The organism is Streptomyces purpurogeneiscleroticus (assembly GCF_020024005.1).
Lineage (GTDB): Bacteria > Actinomycetota > Actinomycetes > Streptomycetales > Streptomycetaceae > Streptomyces > Streptomyces purpurogeneiscleroticus.
In genome coordinates this window covers 1-16,593 of record NZ_NHSG01000137.1, presented here as the reverse complement: position 1 = coordinate 16,593, position 16,593 = coordinate 1, and the positions used below count along the sequence as shown (strand labels likewise).

Sequence of the window (16,593 nt, the reverse complement as noted above, 5' to 3'; positions counted from 1 at the left end):
CAGCATGTTGGTGACCAGCGAGCGGCCGCCGGAGGGCCGCCGCTCGCTGGTCACCAACATGCTGCTGCTCACCGCTCCGGCCGTGCTGGCCGCCGCCGCGCTGCGCCCCCGCTCCTCGTCCGGATCCGGCGGCAGCCGCTCCTGATCACGGCCCGCTCTCCCACCACTTTTCTGGAGGTTTTTCATGCCGGACTGGCTCGTGCTGGCCATCGCCATGGCCGCGACGTGCGGTGTCGTCGTGCTCGTCACCGTGCTGAACCAGCGGCGGATCGACGAGGAGGAGGACGATCCGAGCGAGACGCCGGACGTCATGGAGTACATGACGATGATGGTCGGGGTGGTCTACGCGATCGTGCTGGGCCTGGCCATCGCGGGCGTGTGGGAGTCCCGCAGCGCGGCGGAGGACACCGTCCGTACGGAGGCGCAGGCGCTGCACGAGGTGAGCGCGCGGGCCCGGGCGTATCCGGAGCCGGTGCGCGACCGGATCCGGGCCGACGTGGACGCCTACGTCACGTACGTCGTGCACAAGGAGTGGCCGGTGATGACCGAGAAGGGCGAGCTGACGCCGCGCGGGGACGCGCTGCTCCTGAAGGTGCGCGCCGACGTGTCCGACTACCACCCGCGCGACGACTTCGAGAACCAGAGCTATCAGCCGCTGGTGGACCAGATCGCGGTGGCGGACGGCGCCCGGTCGGCGCGCGGGCTGAGCGCGGGGCCGACCATGCCGCCGGTGGTGTGGTTCGGTCTGCTCGCGGGCGCCGTGGTCACGGTCGGCCTGATGTTCACGCTGCAGATCCGGCGGTCAGGACGGGAACTGCTGATGGCGGGAGTCTTCACCGCCCTGATCGCCTTCCTGCTCTTCCTGGTGTGGGACTTCGACGATCCGTGGCTGCGCAGTACTGACGCGATCCAGCCCTTGAAGGATCTGCTGCCCGCGGGCCGGGACTGACCCCGCGCTCAGGTGGCGGAGCCCGCGGCGGCCCCGGTCGCGAGGTCGGGGCCCCAGCGGCGCAGCGCGTCCTCCAGGTCGAGCGGGAGGACCTGGGCGCCGCCGTCCTCGGGGCCCGGCCAGTCCTCGCGCGGCACCCGCCACATCACCTCGAACTCGATGCCGTCCGGGTCCTTGGCGTACAGGGACTTGGAGACGAGGTGGTCGCTGGCGCCGACGAGCGCGCCGGCGGCCCGCAGCCGCCCTGCGGTCTCCGCCAGCTCACCGAGGGTGCCGACCTCCCAAGCGAGGTGGTAGAGGCCCGCCCGCCCGGACTCGGGGCCCGGGGCCTGGTCACCTACGGCGAAGAGGCCGAGGTCGTGGTCGTTCCGGGTGTCGTGGGCCCGCAGGAAGGCGGCCCGGCCGGGGATCTCGGTGTCCACGGTGAAGCCGAGGACGTCGGTGTAGAAGGCGACGGAGCGCGACAGCTCACGTACGTAGAGGACCGCGTGATTGAGGCGGCGTACGGACATGGGTACCTCCCTACGAGGTCACTTGCGGAGCAAGCTCTATGGGATCACTTGCGGAGCAGCAGGACGACGAACGCCACGATCACGCCGAGGGCGACGGCGGCCACTCCGTAGGCGGCGCGCTCGCGGCGCAGGCCGGGCAGCAGCCGGTCGACGGCCCAGCGGCCGGGGCCGGTGAGGGTGAGCGCGGCGGCGGCCACGGTGAGCAGCAGCTCGTACTCGATGCCCTTGGGCGCGAAGAAGCCGCCGCCCCACTTCACGGCGAGCGCGTTGACCATCGTGCCGAGGACGGCGGCGCCGGCGAGCGGGGTGAGCAGGCCGAGCGCGAGGCCGAGGCCGCCGAAGGTCTCGGTGAGGCCGGCGACCACGGCCATCGCCTTCCCGGCGGGGTAGCCGCTCATGGTGAAGAACTGGCCGGTGCCGTCCAGGCCGGGGCCGCCGAACCAGCCGAAGAGCTTCTGCGAGCCGTGCGCCGCCATGGTGAGGCCGACGGCGAGCCGCAGGAGCAGCAGGCCCAGGTCGTGGGCGGCGGTGGACGCGGCGCGTGCCGGCGCCACGTCGCGGGAGGGGGCGACCGTGCCGTTGGGGGTGGTCATGCGACTGCTCTCTCCTGTGTCGGGCGGGACGTATGAGAAATGCTTGAAAGTTCAAGCCTTGGGTCTCACCCTACACAGTGCTTGAAACCTGTACAACCACCCGCGCCCTGTATCAGCCGCGCGGCACCACCTCGCCCAGCACCTGCGGCAGCGGGTACCAGTCGGCGGTGAGCACGCTGGCGTGCGCCCCGGCCAGCAGCGCCACCCGGTCCCTGGCCTCCTGCTCGGTCGGCTTCGTGCCGTCGATTGCCGGGGCCACCTTGTGCGCGTCGGTCATGATCACGAGGTAGTGCCGGGTGTCGTACCAGTTGGTGTCGATGCCGCCCGTGTACGCGGTGGCATCGCCGTCGAAGACCACGAACCAGGGGCGCAGCGCCGGATCGGTGTAGCGGGAGCGGGGGTCGCCGGACTCGGCGCCGTGCACGGCGGGGAAGGCGGTGGCGGTGGACAGCTGCCCCTGTCCCGCGAGGGTGCGCAGATGGGTGGCGTACTCGCGGTCGGTCCACAGCCGGTCGGCCGGGTTCCCCTCCTCGACCGTGCCCGGGATCAGCTCGACCAGGAACTTGCCGGCGAGCGCCGACCGTTCCGGCCAGCCGTCGGCGCGTACCGCCTCGTCCAACGTCGCGTGGTCCCCGATCAGGTCGCCGGGCCCGAAGACCGCGTCCCCCAGCCTGTCGCGCACCAGCGCGTCGAACTCGTCCGGTCCGCGGCCCCCCTTGTCGTTGAAGCCGTCCTTCAGCTCCATCTTCAGCAGCACGGGCCGGTGGCCCGGGTGCGCCTCGTGCCAGGCCCGCAGGTCGGCCAGGCACCCGCCGAGGTCCTGGTTGCGGGGCTTGGTGCGCAGCTCGGCGGGGGTGGCGGCGTTCTCGCAGTTGTTGTCGTTGCCGAGCGGATTACCGTGCGAGACCCGCCAGGACTTCCCCAGCCCGTTGGTCCACACGTCCAGCTCCAGCAGGCCGGCGCCGGAGTCCAACGCGTCGGCGAAGTAGGGGTACTTCGCCTTCTCGTACGCGTTGTGCACGCCCACCATCGTGGTCGTGTCGTACGTCGTGCCTGCCGCGGCCGGGGTCCCGGCGCCCGCCGGCCAGGCCACCACCCCCACCACCAACGCCGCTCCCGCCACACCCGCTGTCATGGCCCCCGTACGCCACTTCCTGCCCATGTGCCCCTGCTTTCTCGTTGGTCAGTCGATCAGCGGGCAGCGTACGGGACTTGAGGGGCGGACAGACCGCCCCGGGAGCCTTACGATGTCGTCCTGGACACGACAAACAGCGGACACTCCGGGTGGAGGCTGACATGACCGGCGGCAGACGAGCAGTGGCGGTATCGCACCTCGCTCCGGGCCTCCTCACGGCCACGGTCGCGCTGTACATGGCGCTCGTCGCCTTCGGCAACATCACCGACTTCGACACCAACCGCGCGTTCGTCCAGCACGTCCTGGCGATGGACACCACCTTCAAGGACCCCGACCTGATGTGGCGGGCCATCACCTCGCGTCCGGTCCAGGACGCCGCCTACATCGCGATCATCGCCTGGGAGACGGCCGCCGCTGCCGTACTCGTCGTGGCCACCGTGCTGTGGGCGCTGCGCCGGGACCGGGCCCGCCGACTCACCACGCTCGGCCTCCTGATGGTCCTGCTGCTCTTCGGGGCCGGCTTCCTGGCCATCGGCGGCGAGTGGTTCGCGATGTGGCAGTCCGAGGACTGGAACGGCCTGGACGCCGCCACCCGCAACGTCCTGCTCGCGGGGATCGCCCTGCTCGTCGTCCAGCTGTCCCCGACGGCCGCCGCACAGGGGAACTCCAGCACCACCTGACCCCGGCATGGAATAGCCGCACCGGACCCCCGGTTGCCCCCGGTATGCGAGCAATCGGAGTGGAAGAGTTCGGCGGACCCGACGCTCTCAGGGTCTTTGACGTGCCGGAACCGCAGGCCGGTCCCGGCGAGGTGCGCATCAGAGTGCACGCCGCCGCGGTGAATCCCACGGACACACTGCTGCGCGCCGGCGCGCACGCACAGCGGCTCGGTGACCGCCGGCCGCCCTACGTGCCCGGCATGGACGCGGCCGGCGTGGTCGACCAGCTCGGAGCGGACGACGACGGCCGACTGAGCGTCGGGCAGCGGGTGGTCGCCGTGGTCGTGCCCACCGGGCCGCACGGTGGCGCGTACGCGGACAAGATCGTGGTGCCGGCCGCCTCGGTGGTACCGGCGCCGGAGGGCACGGACCTCAGCGCCGCGGCCACGCTGCTGATGAACGCGCTGACCGCCCGGCTGGCCCTCGACGAGCTGGGCCTCTCGGCCGGTGACACGCTCGCCGTCGTCGGCGCCGCGGGCGCCCTCGGCGGGTACGCGGTCGAGCTGGCGAAGGCCGACGGACTGCGGGTGATCGCCGATGCCAAGCCGGCCGACGAGAAACTGGTGCGCGAGCTGGGCGCCGACGAGATCGTCCCGCGCGGCGACGAGGTGGCCCAGCGCATCCGGGAGCTGGTGCCGGACGGCGTGCCGGGGCTCGTGGACGCGACGCTGCAGGGCGAGAAGCTGTTCGGTGCGATCGCTAACGGGGGCCGGATGACGGTGTTCCGCGGCTGGTCGGGTGGCAACGAGCGGGATATCGACGTACGACCGGTACTGGTCTCGGACGCCGCCACCGACACCGCTCGGCTGGACCGGCTGGCCCGCCAGGCCGAGGAGGGCGCCCTCACGCTGCGGGTCGCCGAGGTCTTCCCGGCGAAGCGGGCGGCCGACGCACACCGGCTGCTGGAGGCCGCCGGCGTGCGCGGCCGCCCGGTGCTCGACTTCGGCTGACCGGCCGCAGTCCGGCTGACCCACCGTCAGGGGCCCCGCTCGCCGCGCCGTGCGAGCGGGGCCCGCTCACCACTCGATCCGGTACGACGTCAGCCAGTTGGCGGCGCCGGCCTCGGTGCGGGCCACGCGGTGCGGGAGCACGGTGTCGCGGAAGACGCGGCGTACGGGGCCCAGCGCCGTACGGCGGGCCATGTTGGCACTGGCCTCGACGACCTTCTCCACGCGCTCGCGGCGGAGTTCCTCGTACGCGCGAAAGGCGCGGCGGTTGTCGGACTGGTCGCGCAGCGACTTGGCCAGCACGATGGCGTCCTCGATGGCCATCGAGGCGCCCTGTGCGGCGTTCGGCGCCGCGGCGTGCGCGGCGTCCCCGATGATCACCATGGTGTCGGTGTACCAGCGCGGCGTGGCGGCGATGTCGTAGGAGTTGGAGCCGACGATGGTCTCGCCGGTGGACCGGATGATGTCGGCGGCCGGGGAGTTGTCCTCCTCGAAGAGGCCGCCGAGCCGGTGCCGCCACTGGTCGGCCGTGGAGGCGGCCAGGTCGTCGCGGGAGAGCTCGGGCCCTGGCGCGTTGGCGAACCACCAGGTCTCGCCGTCGGGGGCGCGGGTGCACCCGAAGAACGCCTTCTTGCCGAAGATCATGCTGTACGTGCCGTGTTCGGGCGGGTTCTTCGCGTCCCGGGTGTAGCCGCAGACGGTGTTCTGGCCGGTGTACCGGGGGCGGGCCGCGGCCGGGTCGATGAGCTTGCGGGTGACGGAGTGGACGCCGTCGGCGCCGATCAGCAGGTCGCCCTCGGCGCGGGTGCCGTCGGAGAAGGTGGCGACGATCCGGCCGTTCTCCACGGTCTCGGCGGCCACCAGCCGCTTGCCGTGCTGCACGTTGATGCCGCGGCGGGTCGCCTCGTCGTGCAGGACCCGGTAGAGCGTGGCCCGGCGCATCGTGCGGGGCCCGGGACCGTCCGGCGCGCCCTCGGCGTCCTGGTCCGCCGTCCCGGCCATCGGGCGTTCGCCCAGCCGCTTCCCGGTGCTGCTGAGGAACTCCACCCGACCGGCGGGGAAGGAGTTCTCGATGACGGGCCGGTCGGCGTCGATGACGCGCAGCGCCGACATGCCGTTCTCGAAGAGGACGAGGAAGGCCCCGACGTCGTCGGCGCCGCTCGCGTACGCCTCGTAGACCTCCGATTCGATGCCGGCTTTCTGCAGGGCCATCGCGGTCACCGCTCCCGCGATGCCACCGCCGATGATCAGGGCGTTGGTCATGACGCTCCAAGGTCGGACGGCCGGTCTCCAGGGGCGCCTGACTGCGCCCCGGCGGATGCGGCGCCCGCAGGGCCAGTGCCCGAGGCGCCGCATCCGTCGCACGGGTCCACCTTGGCGCGCCGGGAGCGCCGGTGCCAGAGCGGGAACCGGCATGTCGTCCGCACGACCGTACTTGTCGTCGTACGGATGCCGGTCCCCGCCGTCGTCGGCCGCCCCCGCGCCCCCGGGTGCGGCTCAACTCGCCGCGTAAACATCCTCGATGTAGCGGCCCTCGGTGGTCAGCCCGGTGAGCCAGGTCTCGGCCTCCTCGGGCGTGCCGCCGCCGTGGCGTACGTACAGCTCCCGGAATGCCTCGCGGACGCCCGGTGCCATCCGGCTGCCGTCACCGCAGACGTACACCCGGGCGCCCGACTCCAGCAGCCGCCAGACCTCTTCGCCGTCGGCGGCGATGCGGTGCTGGACGAACCGGCGGCCGTCCTCGGGCCGTTCGCTGAAGGCGGGGCGTACGCCGACGGCGCCGGCCGCCTCCGCCGCGCGCAGCTCCTCGGCGTGCAGGAAGTCCGCGTCGGGCGCGTCGCAGCCGAAGAAGAGCAGCGCCGGGGCGAGCGGTCCGGCGGCCGCCGTGCGGTCGGCGACGGCGCCGCGGAAGGGCGCCAGGCCGGTGCCTGCCGCCACCATGATCACCGGGGTGCCGTCGGCCGGATCGATACGGAAGGCGTCCCGGCAGGGCTGGACGCGGGCGAGGACCGTGTCACCGGCCTTCAGGGTGTGCAGATGGCTCGAACCGGTGCCGCCGGGCAGCAGCGAGACCATCAGGTCCGCGTGCCGGCCGTCCAGGGCCGGGGAGGACGAGACGGAGTAGTGCCGGGTCCGCATCGGGGGCAGCAGCTCCAGGACGGCCGGCCAGGGCAGCGCGCCGCGCAGCGCCGGGTACGCCTCGATCAGCTCCAGCGTCGTACGGGTGTCGTCCTCGCCGGACGCTTCGAGGGCCGCGCGCTCGGGCGGGCACGGGTTGTGCGCGGCGAGCAGCGCGCGCTGTTCCGCGGTCGGCCGGGCGTTCAGCTCCAAGTGGTGGGTGAGGAGCGCGTGGACGCTCAGCGGGCGGTCCACGGGGAGCGCGTCGCGGCCCGCGCCGGGCTGCCGGATGCTGAGCACCGTCGCCGGGTCCACGCCGAGCGCCTGCGCGGCGCGGGCGACCCGCTCGGGGCTGTTGACGGGCAGCACGCTCAGGTGGTCGGCGGTGCGGTAGGTGACGCCCTCGGGGAGGGCGAGCCGCAGGAACCGCTTCTTGCGCGGGTAGCCCTCGGCGGTGAGGTCGTACGCCTCGGTCACGGTCATCTCGGTGAGGCCGTGGCGGGCGGCGAGCGCGTCCAGGGGGCCGCCGGTGATCTCGGTGACGGTGCACGCGCCCTCGTCGGGGGCCGCGGTGGCGCCGATGCTCGCGGGGTCGCCGTACCGGGTCAGCAGCTCCGTACGGAGTGCGGCGGTGAAGTCCTTGACCGTGCCCGCCATGTCGCCGGAGGCGTCGGCCGCGGCGCGCGGCAGCAGCCGGTCGCCGCCGAGCTCCGCCAGCCGGTCGTCGAGGAGGGTGGGGACGCGCTGGTAGGTGGCGGCCCAGTTGCGGTCGCCGACGCCGAGGACGGCGTACGGAACGCCCTCGGCGGCGCCCTCGGGCGCGTCCTCCAGCCACGACACGAAGGCGGCCGCGTCGTCGGTCGGGCGGCCGTTGTAGGAGGCCGCCACGAGGACCGTGGGGCGGTCCGCGGGCAGTCCGCCCGTGTACGCGTCCAGCGGCGCGACCTCGGCGGCGCAGCCGAGCCCGGTGGCCTCGTCGGCCAGCCGCTCGGCGAAGTCCTTGCAGGTGCCGTAGTTGGTGCCGTGCAGGAGCAGCAGCCCGGTGCCCTGCGTTACCCGGGTGGGCAGCCCGTCGTCGGCGGCGGGCGCCTCGGCCGCGGTACCGGTGCCGGGGAGCACGGCGAGCGCCGCACGGTCGGCGGCACGGTGGGCGGCGGTGCGCTCGGCGAGCCGCACGGTGAAGCCGTCGGGCTTCAGCGTCAGCGTCTCCTTGACGGTCAGCGCGTAGTCGCCGTGGTCCTCGAAGCGGTAGCGGTGCACGAGGAGCGCCAGCAGCATGGTCGCCTCGTGCAGCGCGAACTGCCGCCCGATGCAGGCGCGTTCACCGGTACCGAAGGGCTTGTACGCGTGCGGGGAGCGGGCCGCCTCCGCCTCGGGTGCGAAGCGCGCCGGGTCGAACAGCTCGGGGTTGTCGCCCCAGACCGGGTCGCGGTGCAGCATCGGGGTCAGGACCGTGAAGATCTGCCCGGCCTTGACCGGGTACCGGCCGGCCAGCAGCGTGTCCGTCTTCGCCTGCCGGCTGAACGCGGCAGCGGTGGGCCACAGCCGCAGCGCCTCGTTCAGCACCTGGCGGGTGAAGGCCAGCTTCCCGATGTCCTCGAAGGACGGGTCGGGGTCGGCCGCGGCACCGAAGAGCTCGTCGGCCTCGCGGCGCGCGAGCCGCAGCGCGACCGGGTCCTTGAGCAGGTGGTACAGCGCGAAGGAGAGCGCGCCCGAGGTGGTCTCGTGACCGGCGATCAGGAAGGTGATGACCTGGTTACGGATGTTGGCCGGGTCCAGGGTCGTGCCGTCCTCCGGGTGCGGCGCGCCGAGCATGAGCCCGAGCAGGTCGTCGGCAGAGGTGTCGCCAGAGGCGGTACGGGCTTCGATGACCTCGTCCACCACCGAGGCGAGATAGTCGGCGTCCGCGCGGAACGCCTCGTCGCGCTCGGTGTAGTCCACGCCCGGCTTACGGGCCAGCCGCGTCATGCTCCACTCCAGGCAGCGCACCATCGCGTCCACGAAGGGGTGCGGCGTCTCGCGCCCGAAGGACTCGAAGTCGAAGCCGAATCCGGCGAGTCCGATGGTGTCCAGGGTCATCCGGGTCATGTCGTCCGGCACGTCCACGGGCGCGCTGTCGGCGACCCGGCGGTCCCAGCTCGCCATCAGCCGGCGGGCGACGGCGAGCATGGCCGGGTGGTAGGTGCGCATCGAGCCCAGCGCGAAGGCGGGCATGAGGATGTCGTGCGCCTTGGCCCAGTTCGGCTCGTCGTTGTAGGCGGTGAAGAGCCCGTCGGCGGCGAACTCCCGTACGTTCTCCAGGGCCGGGCCGACGGCCTTCTCGAAGCGGGTCTCGTCGGCGAGCTCGGTCACCAGCTCCAGGGAGGTGACGAAGGTGGCATCCCGGCCGTGCAGCCGGCGCCGGAAGATCGGGCCGTGCTCGCGCGCCAGGCCCATGGCCCGCTGGAGAGGGGTACGGGAGAGGCCGGCGGCCGTGATGTCCACCACGGGGATGCCGTCGTCGCCGAGGGTGACCGTGTCGGCGCTCTGCAGCTGCGTATCGCTCATGACTCCACAGTGACCGGCCCGGTGTGCCGCGCTCCCCGTGGTAACTGCATGATTGTGCAGTGATTTCTTGCCCGCGGGTCTTGCGGACCGGCGGGAAGATGATCTTCGCGGTACGGCGGCCCGCGCGGCCCGCCGGACGGAGCGGGACCGATGGACGCACGAGGACGCACAGGGACGCATGAGACGGAAGGACGGGTGCCACCGGCCAATGGGTGACGACCTCTTCGCGCATCCGGGCGTGCCCGGCCCGGCCGCCGCGCCCTGGCACAACTACTTCCTGATCCTGCTGGACCGGATGCCGCTGCCGGTCGCGGTGTGCCGCGCCGACGGCGGGATACTGATCGCCAATCCGGCGATGGCCGCGGTGTGGGGCACCACGCGCGGCCAGCTGCGCGGGCGCAACCTGCTGGACCACTTCAGCCCCCGGGCGATCTCGCAGGTCGGCCGGCTCGTCGAGGCCGTACGGATGGGTCGCCGCTCCCGCTACCCCGTCGAGGTCCGCTGGCGGGAGGGCGCGGACGGACCCGAGTGCGAGGGGATGCTGACCCTGGATCCCGTCGGCGACCCCTCCGCGGAGCCGCCGGCCCTGCTCGCCATCCTCCGCGCCTACGAGGCGCGCCCCGCGCCGCCGCCCGCCGCGCGGGTCAGCCCCGTGGAGTCCCGCATCCTCGCGCTCGCCGCTTCCGGCGCCACCACGGCCGCCATCGGCAAGGACCTCGGCCTCACCGTCGACGGCGTCAACTACCACCTCACCCGCCTGACCCGCCGCTTCCGCGTCCCCAACCGCACCGCGCTGATCGCCCGCGCCTACACCCTCGGCCTCCTCTCCCCCACTGCGTGGCCCCCGGCACCGGCCGAGGACCGGGACGCCTGAGGGCCTGTACGTCGGCACGGCCTCCGCATCCGGTACCGATGCCGGAGGCCGGACTGGACGCCGGTGACCGACCTCGGGAGGCCGCCAGCAGCCGGGCGGAATCGGCGCGAATCGGACCGTGCCAGGGCCGTGCCCGGGCGAGTAGCGTCGGCCGCTCTTCTTCCCGTACGGAGGGTGCGGACCCATGGCCGACACCGTGAGTTACGTGCAGTACGAGACGTACGAAGGCGGCAGTCCAGAAGCGGAACGGCTGCTCTTCGAAAAGCTGGCGCGCGAACTGATGCGCGTGCAGACGCGGAACAAAAAGAGCAGCGGGGCGCCAGGTGTGCAGCGCGCCTTCCATGCGAAAGGCATCCTCGGCGTGGAGAACGCCAGGCTGCGGTTCAACGACGATCTGCCGCCCGCGCTGACCCAGGGCTACGCCCAGCCGGGGGCCGAGTACCCGGCGCTGGTGCGGCTGTCCAACGCCAGCGGCATCCCGGGCTCCGACGTCTCGCCCGACCTGCGCGGCGCCGCCGTGCGGGTGGAGGTGTCGGCGGAGGAGACCCACGATCTGACGGCGACCAATTTCCCGGTGAGCCACGCACGCAACGCCCGCGAGTTCGTGGCGTTCGCCAGGGCGATGGCGGGCGCCAAGACGCCCCTGCAGAAGGCGTTCGGGCTGCTGGTGAAGCTGCCGCTGGCGGTCGGCTGGGGCACCGCGACACGGATGCGGCGCAACGTGCAGGCCGCGGCGCGGCACACGGTCGGCTCGCTGGCGCGCGAGACGTACTGGAGCCGGGGCGCGTGCCTGTGGGGCGACGCCGGCCCGGTGCGTTACCAGCTGCGGCCCACGCCCGGCGGCGCGCCCGCGCCCCGCCCGGACCGGCACGACCCCGACCACCTGCGGCACGAGCTGACCGAGCGGCTGGCCGCCGCGGACGTCGAATTCGACCTGTGCGTACAGCGGTTCGTGGACGAGAAACGCACGCCGGTCGAGGACGGCGCCTCGGACTGGCGGGAGTCGGACGCGCCCGTGATCCCGGTGGCGCGGCTGACGATCCCGCGCCAGGACATCACCACCGCCGAGGCCGCCTCGGCGGCCCGCCGCATCGAACAGCTGTCGTTCAACCCGTGGCACACCACGGAGGACTTCCGCCCGCTGGGCAATCTGAACCGGGCCAGGAAGGCCGCGTACCAGGCGAGCGCGGCACACCGCCTCGGCACCCGCTTCGAGACCGATGAACCGCTGCACAACAAGGTGCTCGGGGTGCCGTTGCGGGCGGTGTTCACCACGCTCAACCGTTTCCTCCCCTGGTACCGGCTACCTCTGGAGGGGGGCCTGCTCAACCTGGTCGTCCTGCGGCAGGTGCTGCGCCGCCGCAACCTCATCGACACCGAGCTGCCCGAGGCGCCGCCGAAGGCGGTACCCGTGCCGGAGACGGTGGACGAGCGCGCCCGCACGGCCCGCTCGTACGACGGCTCGCACACCGACCTGTCGGCGCCGCGGATGGGCGCGGCCGGCCAGTCGACCTTCGGGCGCAACCTCAAGCCGGTCTACCGCCCGGACCTCTTCGACACCCCCAACGCCGTCACCGTGGCCCGCGAGCTGCTGCACCGCCGCGCCTTCCAGCCCGCGACCTCGCTGAACATCCTGGCCGCCGCCTGGATCCAGTTCCAGGTCCACGACTGGGTCAACCACCAGCGGTACTCGCTCGCCGAGCGGTCGGTCGAGGTGCCGCTGCCGCCCGGCAGCACCTGGTACAACACCCCCGGCGGCCCGGCCGAGAACGTGATGCGGATCGCCGAGAACCGGGGCCTGGAGCGCCCGGGCAAGCCGCCCATCCTCTTCACCAACACCACCTCGCCCTGGTGGGACGGCTCGGAGGTGTACGGCGGCGACGAGAGCACCGCGCGCAGCCTGCGCGAGCCGGACGGCGCCAAGCTGCGCCTGGAGGACGGCCACCTGCCGATGGGTTCCAACGGCATCCCGCTGACCGGCTTCAGCGAGAACTGGTGGCTGGGCCTGTCGGTCATCCACACCCTCTTCGCCCGCGAGCACAACGCGGTCTGCGACGCGCTGCACAGGGAATACCCGAAGATGACCGCGGAGCAGGTCTACCAGACCGCCCGGCTCATCGTCTCCGCGCTGATCGCGAAGATCCACACGGTGGAGTGGACGCCGTCGATCCTGGCGACCAAGGCCATCGACATCAGCCTGCACACCAACTGGGAGGGCCCGCCGAACAACTGGCTGCACAAGCTGGGCCTGTGGCTGGTCGAGTCGCACTCGCTGCACGGCATCCCGAAGACCCTGCCCGATCACCACAACGTGCCGTTCTCGCTGACCGAGGACTTCGTCACCGTCTACCGGATGCACCCGCTGCTCCCGGACGACTACGAGCTGCGCGAGCACCACTTCGGGCAGCGCCTGGAGGCCCTGTCCTTCAACGACCTGCAGGGCGGCGCGGCGGAGGGGCTGGCCCGCAAGACCGGCCTGACGGACTCGCTGTACTCGCTGGGCATCGCGCATCCGGGCGCGATCACCCTGCACAACTACCCGCGCGCGCTGACCCACTTCGAGCGGGACGGCGAGATCATCGACCTGTCGGTGGTGGACCTGGTACGGACGCGGCGGCGCGGCGTACCGCGGTACAACGACTTCCGGGCCGGGCTGCACAAGCCGCGGCTGAACCGCTTCGAGGAGGTCACCGGCGACCCGGACACGGCCGCGCTCCTGAAGGAGGTGTACCGGGACGTCGACGAGATCGACACCATGGTCGGCCTGTTCGCGGAGACCCCGCCGCAGGGCTTCGGGTTCAGCGACACCGCCTTCCGGATCTTCATCCTGATGGCGAGCCGCCGCATCCAGTCCGACCGGTTCCTGACCGTCGACTTCCGCCCCGAGATCTACACGCCGCTGGGCATGGACTGGGTGGCGCGCAACGGGATGAACTCCGTCATCCTGCGGCACTGCCCGGAGCTGGCGGCGATGCTGCCCCGCGACGCCGGCGCCTTCGCGCCCTGGCGTCCGGTACTCCCGGTGCGCGGCGCCGGCGCGGAGTCGTGAGGGACCGCCGCTGAACGCGCACACGGGCTGAGCGATCTTGTGAAGCCCCACGGGGTCGCTCCGGGGCGCGGGCGTTAACCTCCTCCCTGTGGAGGAGAAGACGCCCGCGCCCTTCGAGCGCGGTACGGACGGGCCCAAGATCATCGTGGTCGGTATCGATGGCACGCAGTCGTCGTGGCGGGCCGCCTCGTACGCCGCCGGGCTGGCCCGCCGCCAGGGCTCGAAGCTGGTCCTGGTGTACGTCCAGCCGGTACTGCCGGCCGGCGCCGCGCTGGGCGCCCCGGTCACGTACACCACCGACGAGATAGCGGAAGAGCTGATGACCGAGATCCGCTCCGCGACGGAGCGCCTCCAGGGCATCTACGACCTGCGGTGGGAGTTCCACACGGTGCGCGGCGATCCGTACAGCGCGATGCTCCAGATGGCGGACGAGCTGAAGGCCGACGCGGTGGTGGTCGGCGCGTCGGAGTCCGCCGGACACCGGATCATGGGCTCGGTCGCGGTACGCCTGGTCAAGGCGGGCCGCTGGCCGGTGACGGTCGTCCCGTAACCGCGCTCGGGAGGCGGGGCGCGGCGGCCCGGTGCACTGTGTGAGAGGGCCCGCCGCGCCAATGCGACACGCCGACCCGACACGCCGACGAGGGAGTCTGCCGTGACCGACCGGACCTACCGTGTGACCGAGATCGTGGGAACGTCCCACGAAACCGTGGACGCCGCCATCCGCAACGGTGTGCGGCGCGCCTCCCAGACGCTGCGCAACCTGGACTGGTTCGAAGTCACGCAGGTGCGCGGCCACATCGTGAACGGCGAGATCGAGCACTACCAGGTCGGCCTGAAGGTCGGCTTCCGGCTGGAGGACTCCGACTGATTCCGCCTCGCCGCCCGCGGCAGCGGGAGCCGCGATCCGCGCACCGCGATCCGCGGGGGATCCATAGGAGGGTCCGTACGGGAATCCATATGGGCATCCGTATGGGGATCCCCATGGGGAGTCGCCTTCCGTAAGCGCCCGATAAGGACGATGATGATCCGCCGTCGGACCGACGAGAGGACATCACATGGGCCTGCGCGCGGGACAGGGCGTACTACGCCGCAAACCGATCGAAATGATCCAGGAGACCGAGGGCGGCAAGGGCGAACAGCTCACCCGCACGCTCGGCCTCTGGCAGCTGACGGCCATCGGTGTCGGCGGCATCATCGGCGCCGGCATCTTCACGCTGGCCGGCACCGTCGCGAATGAGAAGGCCGGCCCCGCCGTCCTGCTGTCGTTCCTCATCGCCGGCATCGCGAGCGCGGCGGCCGCCTTCTCGTATGCGGAGTTCGCCGGGATGATCCCGAAGGCGGGCTCCGCGTACACCTACGGGTACGCGGTCCTCGGCGAGCTGGCGGGCTGGTTCATCGGCTGGGACCTGCTGCTGGAGTACACCGCGATCGTCGCCGTGGTGGCGATCGGCATCTCCGGCTACTTCAGCTTCCTGCTGGGCGAGCTGGGCGTCGATCTGCCCGCCTGGATGCTGGGTGCCCCCGGCACCGGCGACGGCCACCGCGTCGACCTCTTCGCCGCGGTCCTCTGCCTCCTGATCGCCTACCTCCTCACGCTCGGCATCAAGAACGCCGCGCGCTTCGAGACGATCGTCGTCGGCCTGAAGGTCCTCGTCGTCCTGGTCGTCATCGCCGTCGGCTTCTTCCACATCAACACCGGGAACTACTCCCCGTTCTTCCCCCACGGCCTCGGCGGGGCGTTCGCGGGCGCGGCCACGGTCTTCTTCGCCGTCTTCGGCTACGACGCGATGTCGACAGCGGCCGAGGAGTCCAAGGACGCCCAGCGCCACATGCCCAAGGCGATCCTGTACTCGCTGCTGATCTCCATGGTCCTGTACGTCCTGGCCTGCCTCGTCCTGACCGGCATGCAGAACTACACGAAGATCGACCCGGAGAGCGGCTTCTCCACGGCGTTCAAGTCGGTCGGCCTGGGGAGCCTGGCGGACATGATCGCGGTCGGCGCGATCATCGGCATCCTGACCGTCATGTTCACGTTCATGCTCGGCGTGACCCGCGTCTGGTTCTCCATGAGCCGCGACGGCCTCCTCCCGAAGTGGTTCGCCAAGACCCACCCGACCCGGCACGTGCCGACCCGGGTGACGTGGATCGTGGGCGTGGCCTCGGCCCTCATCGCCGGCTTCCTGCCGATCCGTGAGGCTGCCGAACTCACCAACATCGGCATTCTCCTGGCCTTCGTCGTGGTCTGCATCGCGGTCATCGTGCTCCGCTACAAGCGCCCCGATCTGCCCCGCGCCTTCAAGTGCCCCGGCGTCCCGGTCGTTCCTGCCATTGGAGTCGTCTTCTCCATCTGGCTGATCACCTTCCTGGAGTGGCAGACCTGGGCCCGGTTCGCCGTATGGTTCCTGATCGGCCTGATCATCTACTTCGCCTACTCCTACCGCCGCTCCGAGCTCGGCAAGGCCCAGCGCGAGATCGCCGACCTGGAGGACCGCGAAGGGCGGCTGTGAGTTCGCAATCCGCCAGTTTGAAAAAACGATGCGGAGAGCCGATTAGCCTGCTAATTGGACCGCCCAGCGCTCCTGCGGCTAATCTCCTCACCGATCAAGCAGAGCCGTCCGGTGCTGTTTTGGACGTGCCGCTGCGGAAGAACAGCGGACGAAAGACGAAACACATATGCGCAAGACAATCCGTTCGACCCTGACGACAGTCCTCGCGGTGAGTTTTTCCGCGATGCTGTCCGCTCCGTCGTACGCCAGCGCGAGCGACTGTGTCGGCGGCAACGGGACGAACGACTCGTACCAGACCTGCACGACGGTCGAGGGTACGGGCCTGCGGGTCAACAGGTGGCAGACCTCGACGTACTCCTCACTCGGCGGCCAGAATGTGTACGCTCGCTTCTACGTCAACGGAAAGCGCGTGCACACCGTGAAGAAATACACGGGAGCTCCCAAGCGCCTGGCGGTGAATTTCCCTGGGAAGCTGCCGAGGAAGTACCGGGACGGCACGAGGCTCTGCAATGTGTGGAGCGTGAACAAGCGCTACAAGTCCTGCATCACCGTGCACAAGTAACGTCGAGAAATACCGGAAAGCAGAAACGCGCCCGCGCGCCGGAGGTGTCCGGGGCGGGGGCGCGTTTTCGAGGGGGGCGGC

Annotated in this window: 14 protein-coding genes; 9 read left to right on the top strand and 5 right to left on the bottom strand. The window is 71.6% G+C overall.

Features of this window, described 5'->3' with window-relative positions; genetic code table 11:
• The first annotated feature begins 184 nt into the window (after positions 1 to 184).
• Complete coding sequence (locus tag CCS38_RS07630; protein ID WP_223732428.1) at positions 185 to 949, top strand: bestrophin-like domain; 765 nt, start codon at positions 185 to 187, stop codon at positions 947 to 949.
• 8 nt (positions 950 to 957) lie between these two features.
• Here CCS38_RS07630 and CCS38_RS07625 read toward each other — a convergent pair whose 3' ends face one another.
• The 3 genes from CCS38_RS07625 to CCS38_RS07615 all read right to left on the bottom strand — a co-directional run bounded on the left by CCS38_RS07625 (position 958) and on the right by CCS38_RS07615 (position 3,216).
• On the bottom strand, positions 958 to 1,461 hold the full coding sequence (locus tag CCS38_RS07625; protein ID WP_223732427.1) for a VOC family protein: 504 nt from the start codon (positions 1,459 to 1,461) through the stop codon (positions 958 to 960).
• Positions 1,462 to 1,505: 44 nt separating this feature from the next.
• Positions 1,506 to 2,054 carry a DoxX family protein gene (locus CCS38_RS07620; protein ID WP_223732426.1) on the bottom strand — a complete coding sequence of 183 codons (549 nt, stop codon included), beginning with the start codon at positions 2,052 to 2,054 and terminating at the stop codon, positions 1,506 to 1,508.
• Positions 2,055 to 2,166: 112 nt separating this feature from the next.
• Positions 2,167 to 3,216, bottom strand: coding sequence for a phosphatidylinositol-specific phospholipase C domain-containing protein (locus CCS38_RS07615; protein ID WP_223732425.1), 1,050 nt, complete (start codon positions 3,214 to 3,216; stop codon positions 2,167 to 2,169).
• 134 nt (positions 3,217 to 3,350) lie between these two features.
• On the opposite strand from CCS38_RS07615, the gene CCS38_RS07610 reads away from it, so the two are divergent.
• Both CCS38_RS07610 and CCS38_RS07605 read left to right on the top strand, forming a co-directional pair.
• Entirely contained in the window at positions 3,351 to 3,869 is a 519-nt protein-coding gene (locus CCS38_RS07610; RefSeq protein WP_223732424.1) for a DUF2165 domain-containing protein, read from the top strand.
• Between the two features lie 44 nt (positions 3,870 to 3,913).
• Complete coding sequence (locus CCS38_RS07605; RefSeq protein ID WP_223732423.1) at positions 3,914 to 4,858, top strand: quinone oxidoreductase family protein; 945 nt, start codon at positions 3,914 to 3,916, stop codon at positions 4,856 to 4,858.
• Between the two features lie 66 nt (positions 4,859 to 4,924).
• On the opposite strand, the gene CCS38_RS07600 is transcribed toward CCS38_RS07605, so the two are convergent.
• Entirely contained in the window at positions 4,925 to 6,118 is a 1,194-nt protein-coding gene (locus tag CCS38_RS07600) for an FAD-dependent monooxygenase (protein ID WP_223732422.1), read from the bottom strand.
• Between the two features lie 234 nt (positions 6,119 to 6,352).
• Positions 6,353 to 9,520, bottom strand: coding sequence for a cytochrome P450 (locus CCS38_RS07595; protein WP_223732421.1), 3,168 nt, complete (start codon positions 9,518 to 9,520; stop codon positions 6,353 to 6,355).
• Positions 9,521 to 9,728: 208 nt separating this feature from the next.
• Here CCS38_RS07595 and CCS38_RS07590 point away from each other — a divergent pair, with 208 nt between their 5' ends.
• The 6 genes from CCS38_RS07590 to CCS38_RS07565 all read left to right on the top strand — a co-directional run bounded on the left by CCS38_RS07590 (position 9,729) and on the right by CCS38_RS07565 (position 16,512).
• Positions 9,729 to 10,394, top strand: coding sequence for a helix-turn-helix transcriptional regulator (locus CCS38_RS07590; protein ID WP_223732420.1), 666 nt, complete (start codon positions 9,729 to 9,731; stop codon positions 10,392 to 10,394).
• A gap of 184 nt (positions 10,395 to 10,578) precedes the next feature.
• On the top strand, positions 10,579 to 13,443 hold the full coding sequence (locus tag CCS38_RS07585; protein ID WP_223732419.1) for a peroxidase family protein: 2,865 nt from the start codon (positions 10,579 to 10,581) through the stop codon (positions 13,441 to 13,443).
• An 88-nt stretch (positions 13,444 to 13,531) separates the two neighbouring features.
• The gene (locus CCS38_RS07580) at positions 13,532 to 13,993 is read left to right on the top strand and encodes a universal stress protein (RefSeq protein WP_223732418.1); all 462 of its coding nucleotides are present in this window, start codon (positions 13,532 to 13,534) and stop codon (positions 13,991 to 13,993) included.
• A gap of 102 nt (positions 13,994 to 14,095) precedes the next feature.
• Positions 14,096 to 14,311: a dodecin gene (locus CCS38_RS07575; protein ID WP_223732417.1), complete on the top strand. Its 216-nt coding sequence runs from the start codon at positions 14,096 to 14,098 to the stop codon at positions 14,309 to 14,311.
• A gap of 187 nt (positions 14,312 to 14,498) precedes the next feature.
• Positions 14,499 to 15,950 carry an amino acid permease gene (locus CCS38_RS07570; RefSeq protein ID WP_223732416.1) on the top strand — a complete coding sequence of 484 codons (1,452 nt, stop codon included), beginning with the start codon at positions 14,499 to 14,501 and terminating at the stop codon, positions 15,948 to 15,950.
• 208 nt (positions 15,951 to 16,158) lie between these two features.
• Positions 16,159 to 16,512 (top strand): hypothetical protein, encoded by a 354-nt coding sequence (locus tag CCS38_RS07565; protein WP_223732415.1) that lies wholly within the window; start codon positions 16,159 to 16,161, stop codon positions 16,510 to 16,512.
• The last annotated feature ends 81 nt before the right edge of the window (positions 16,513 to 16,593 follow it).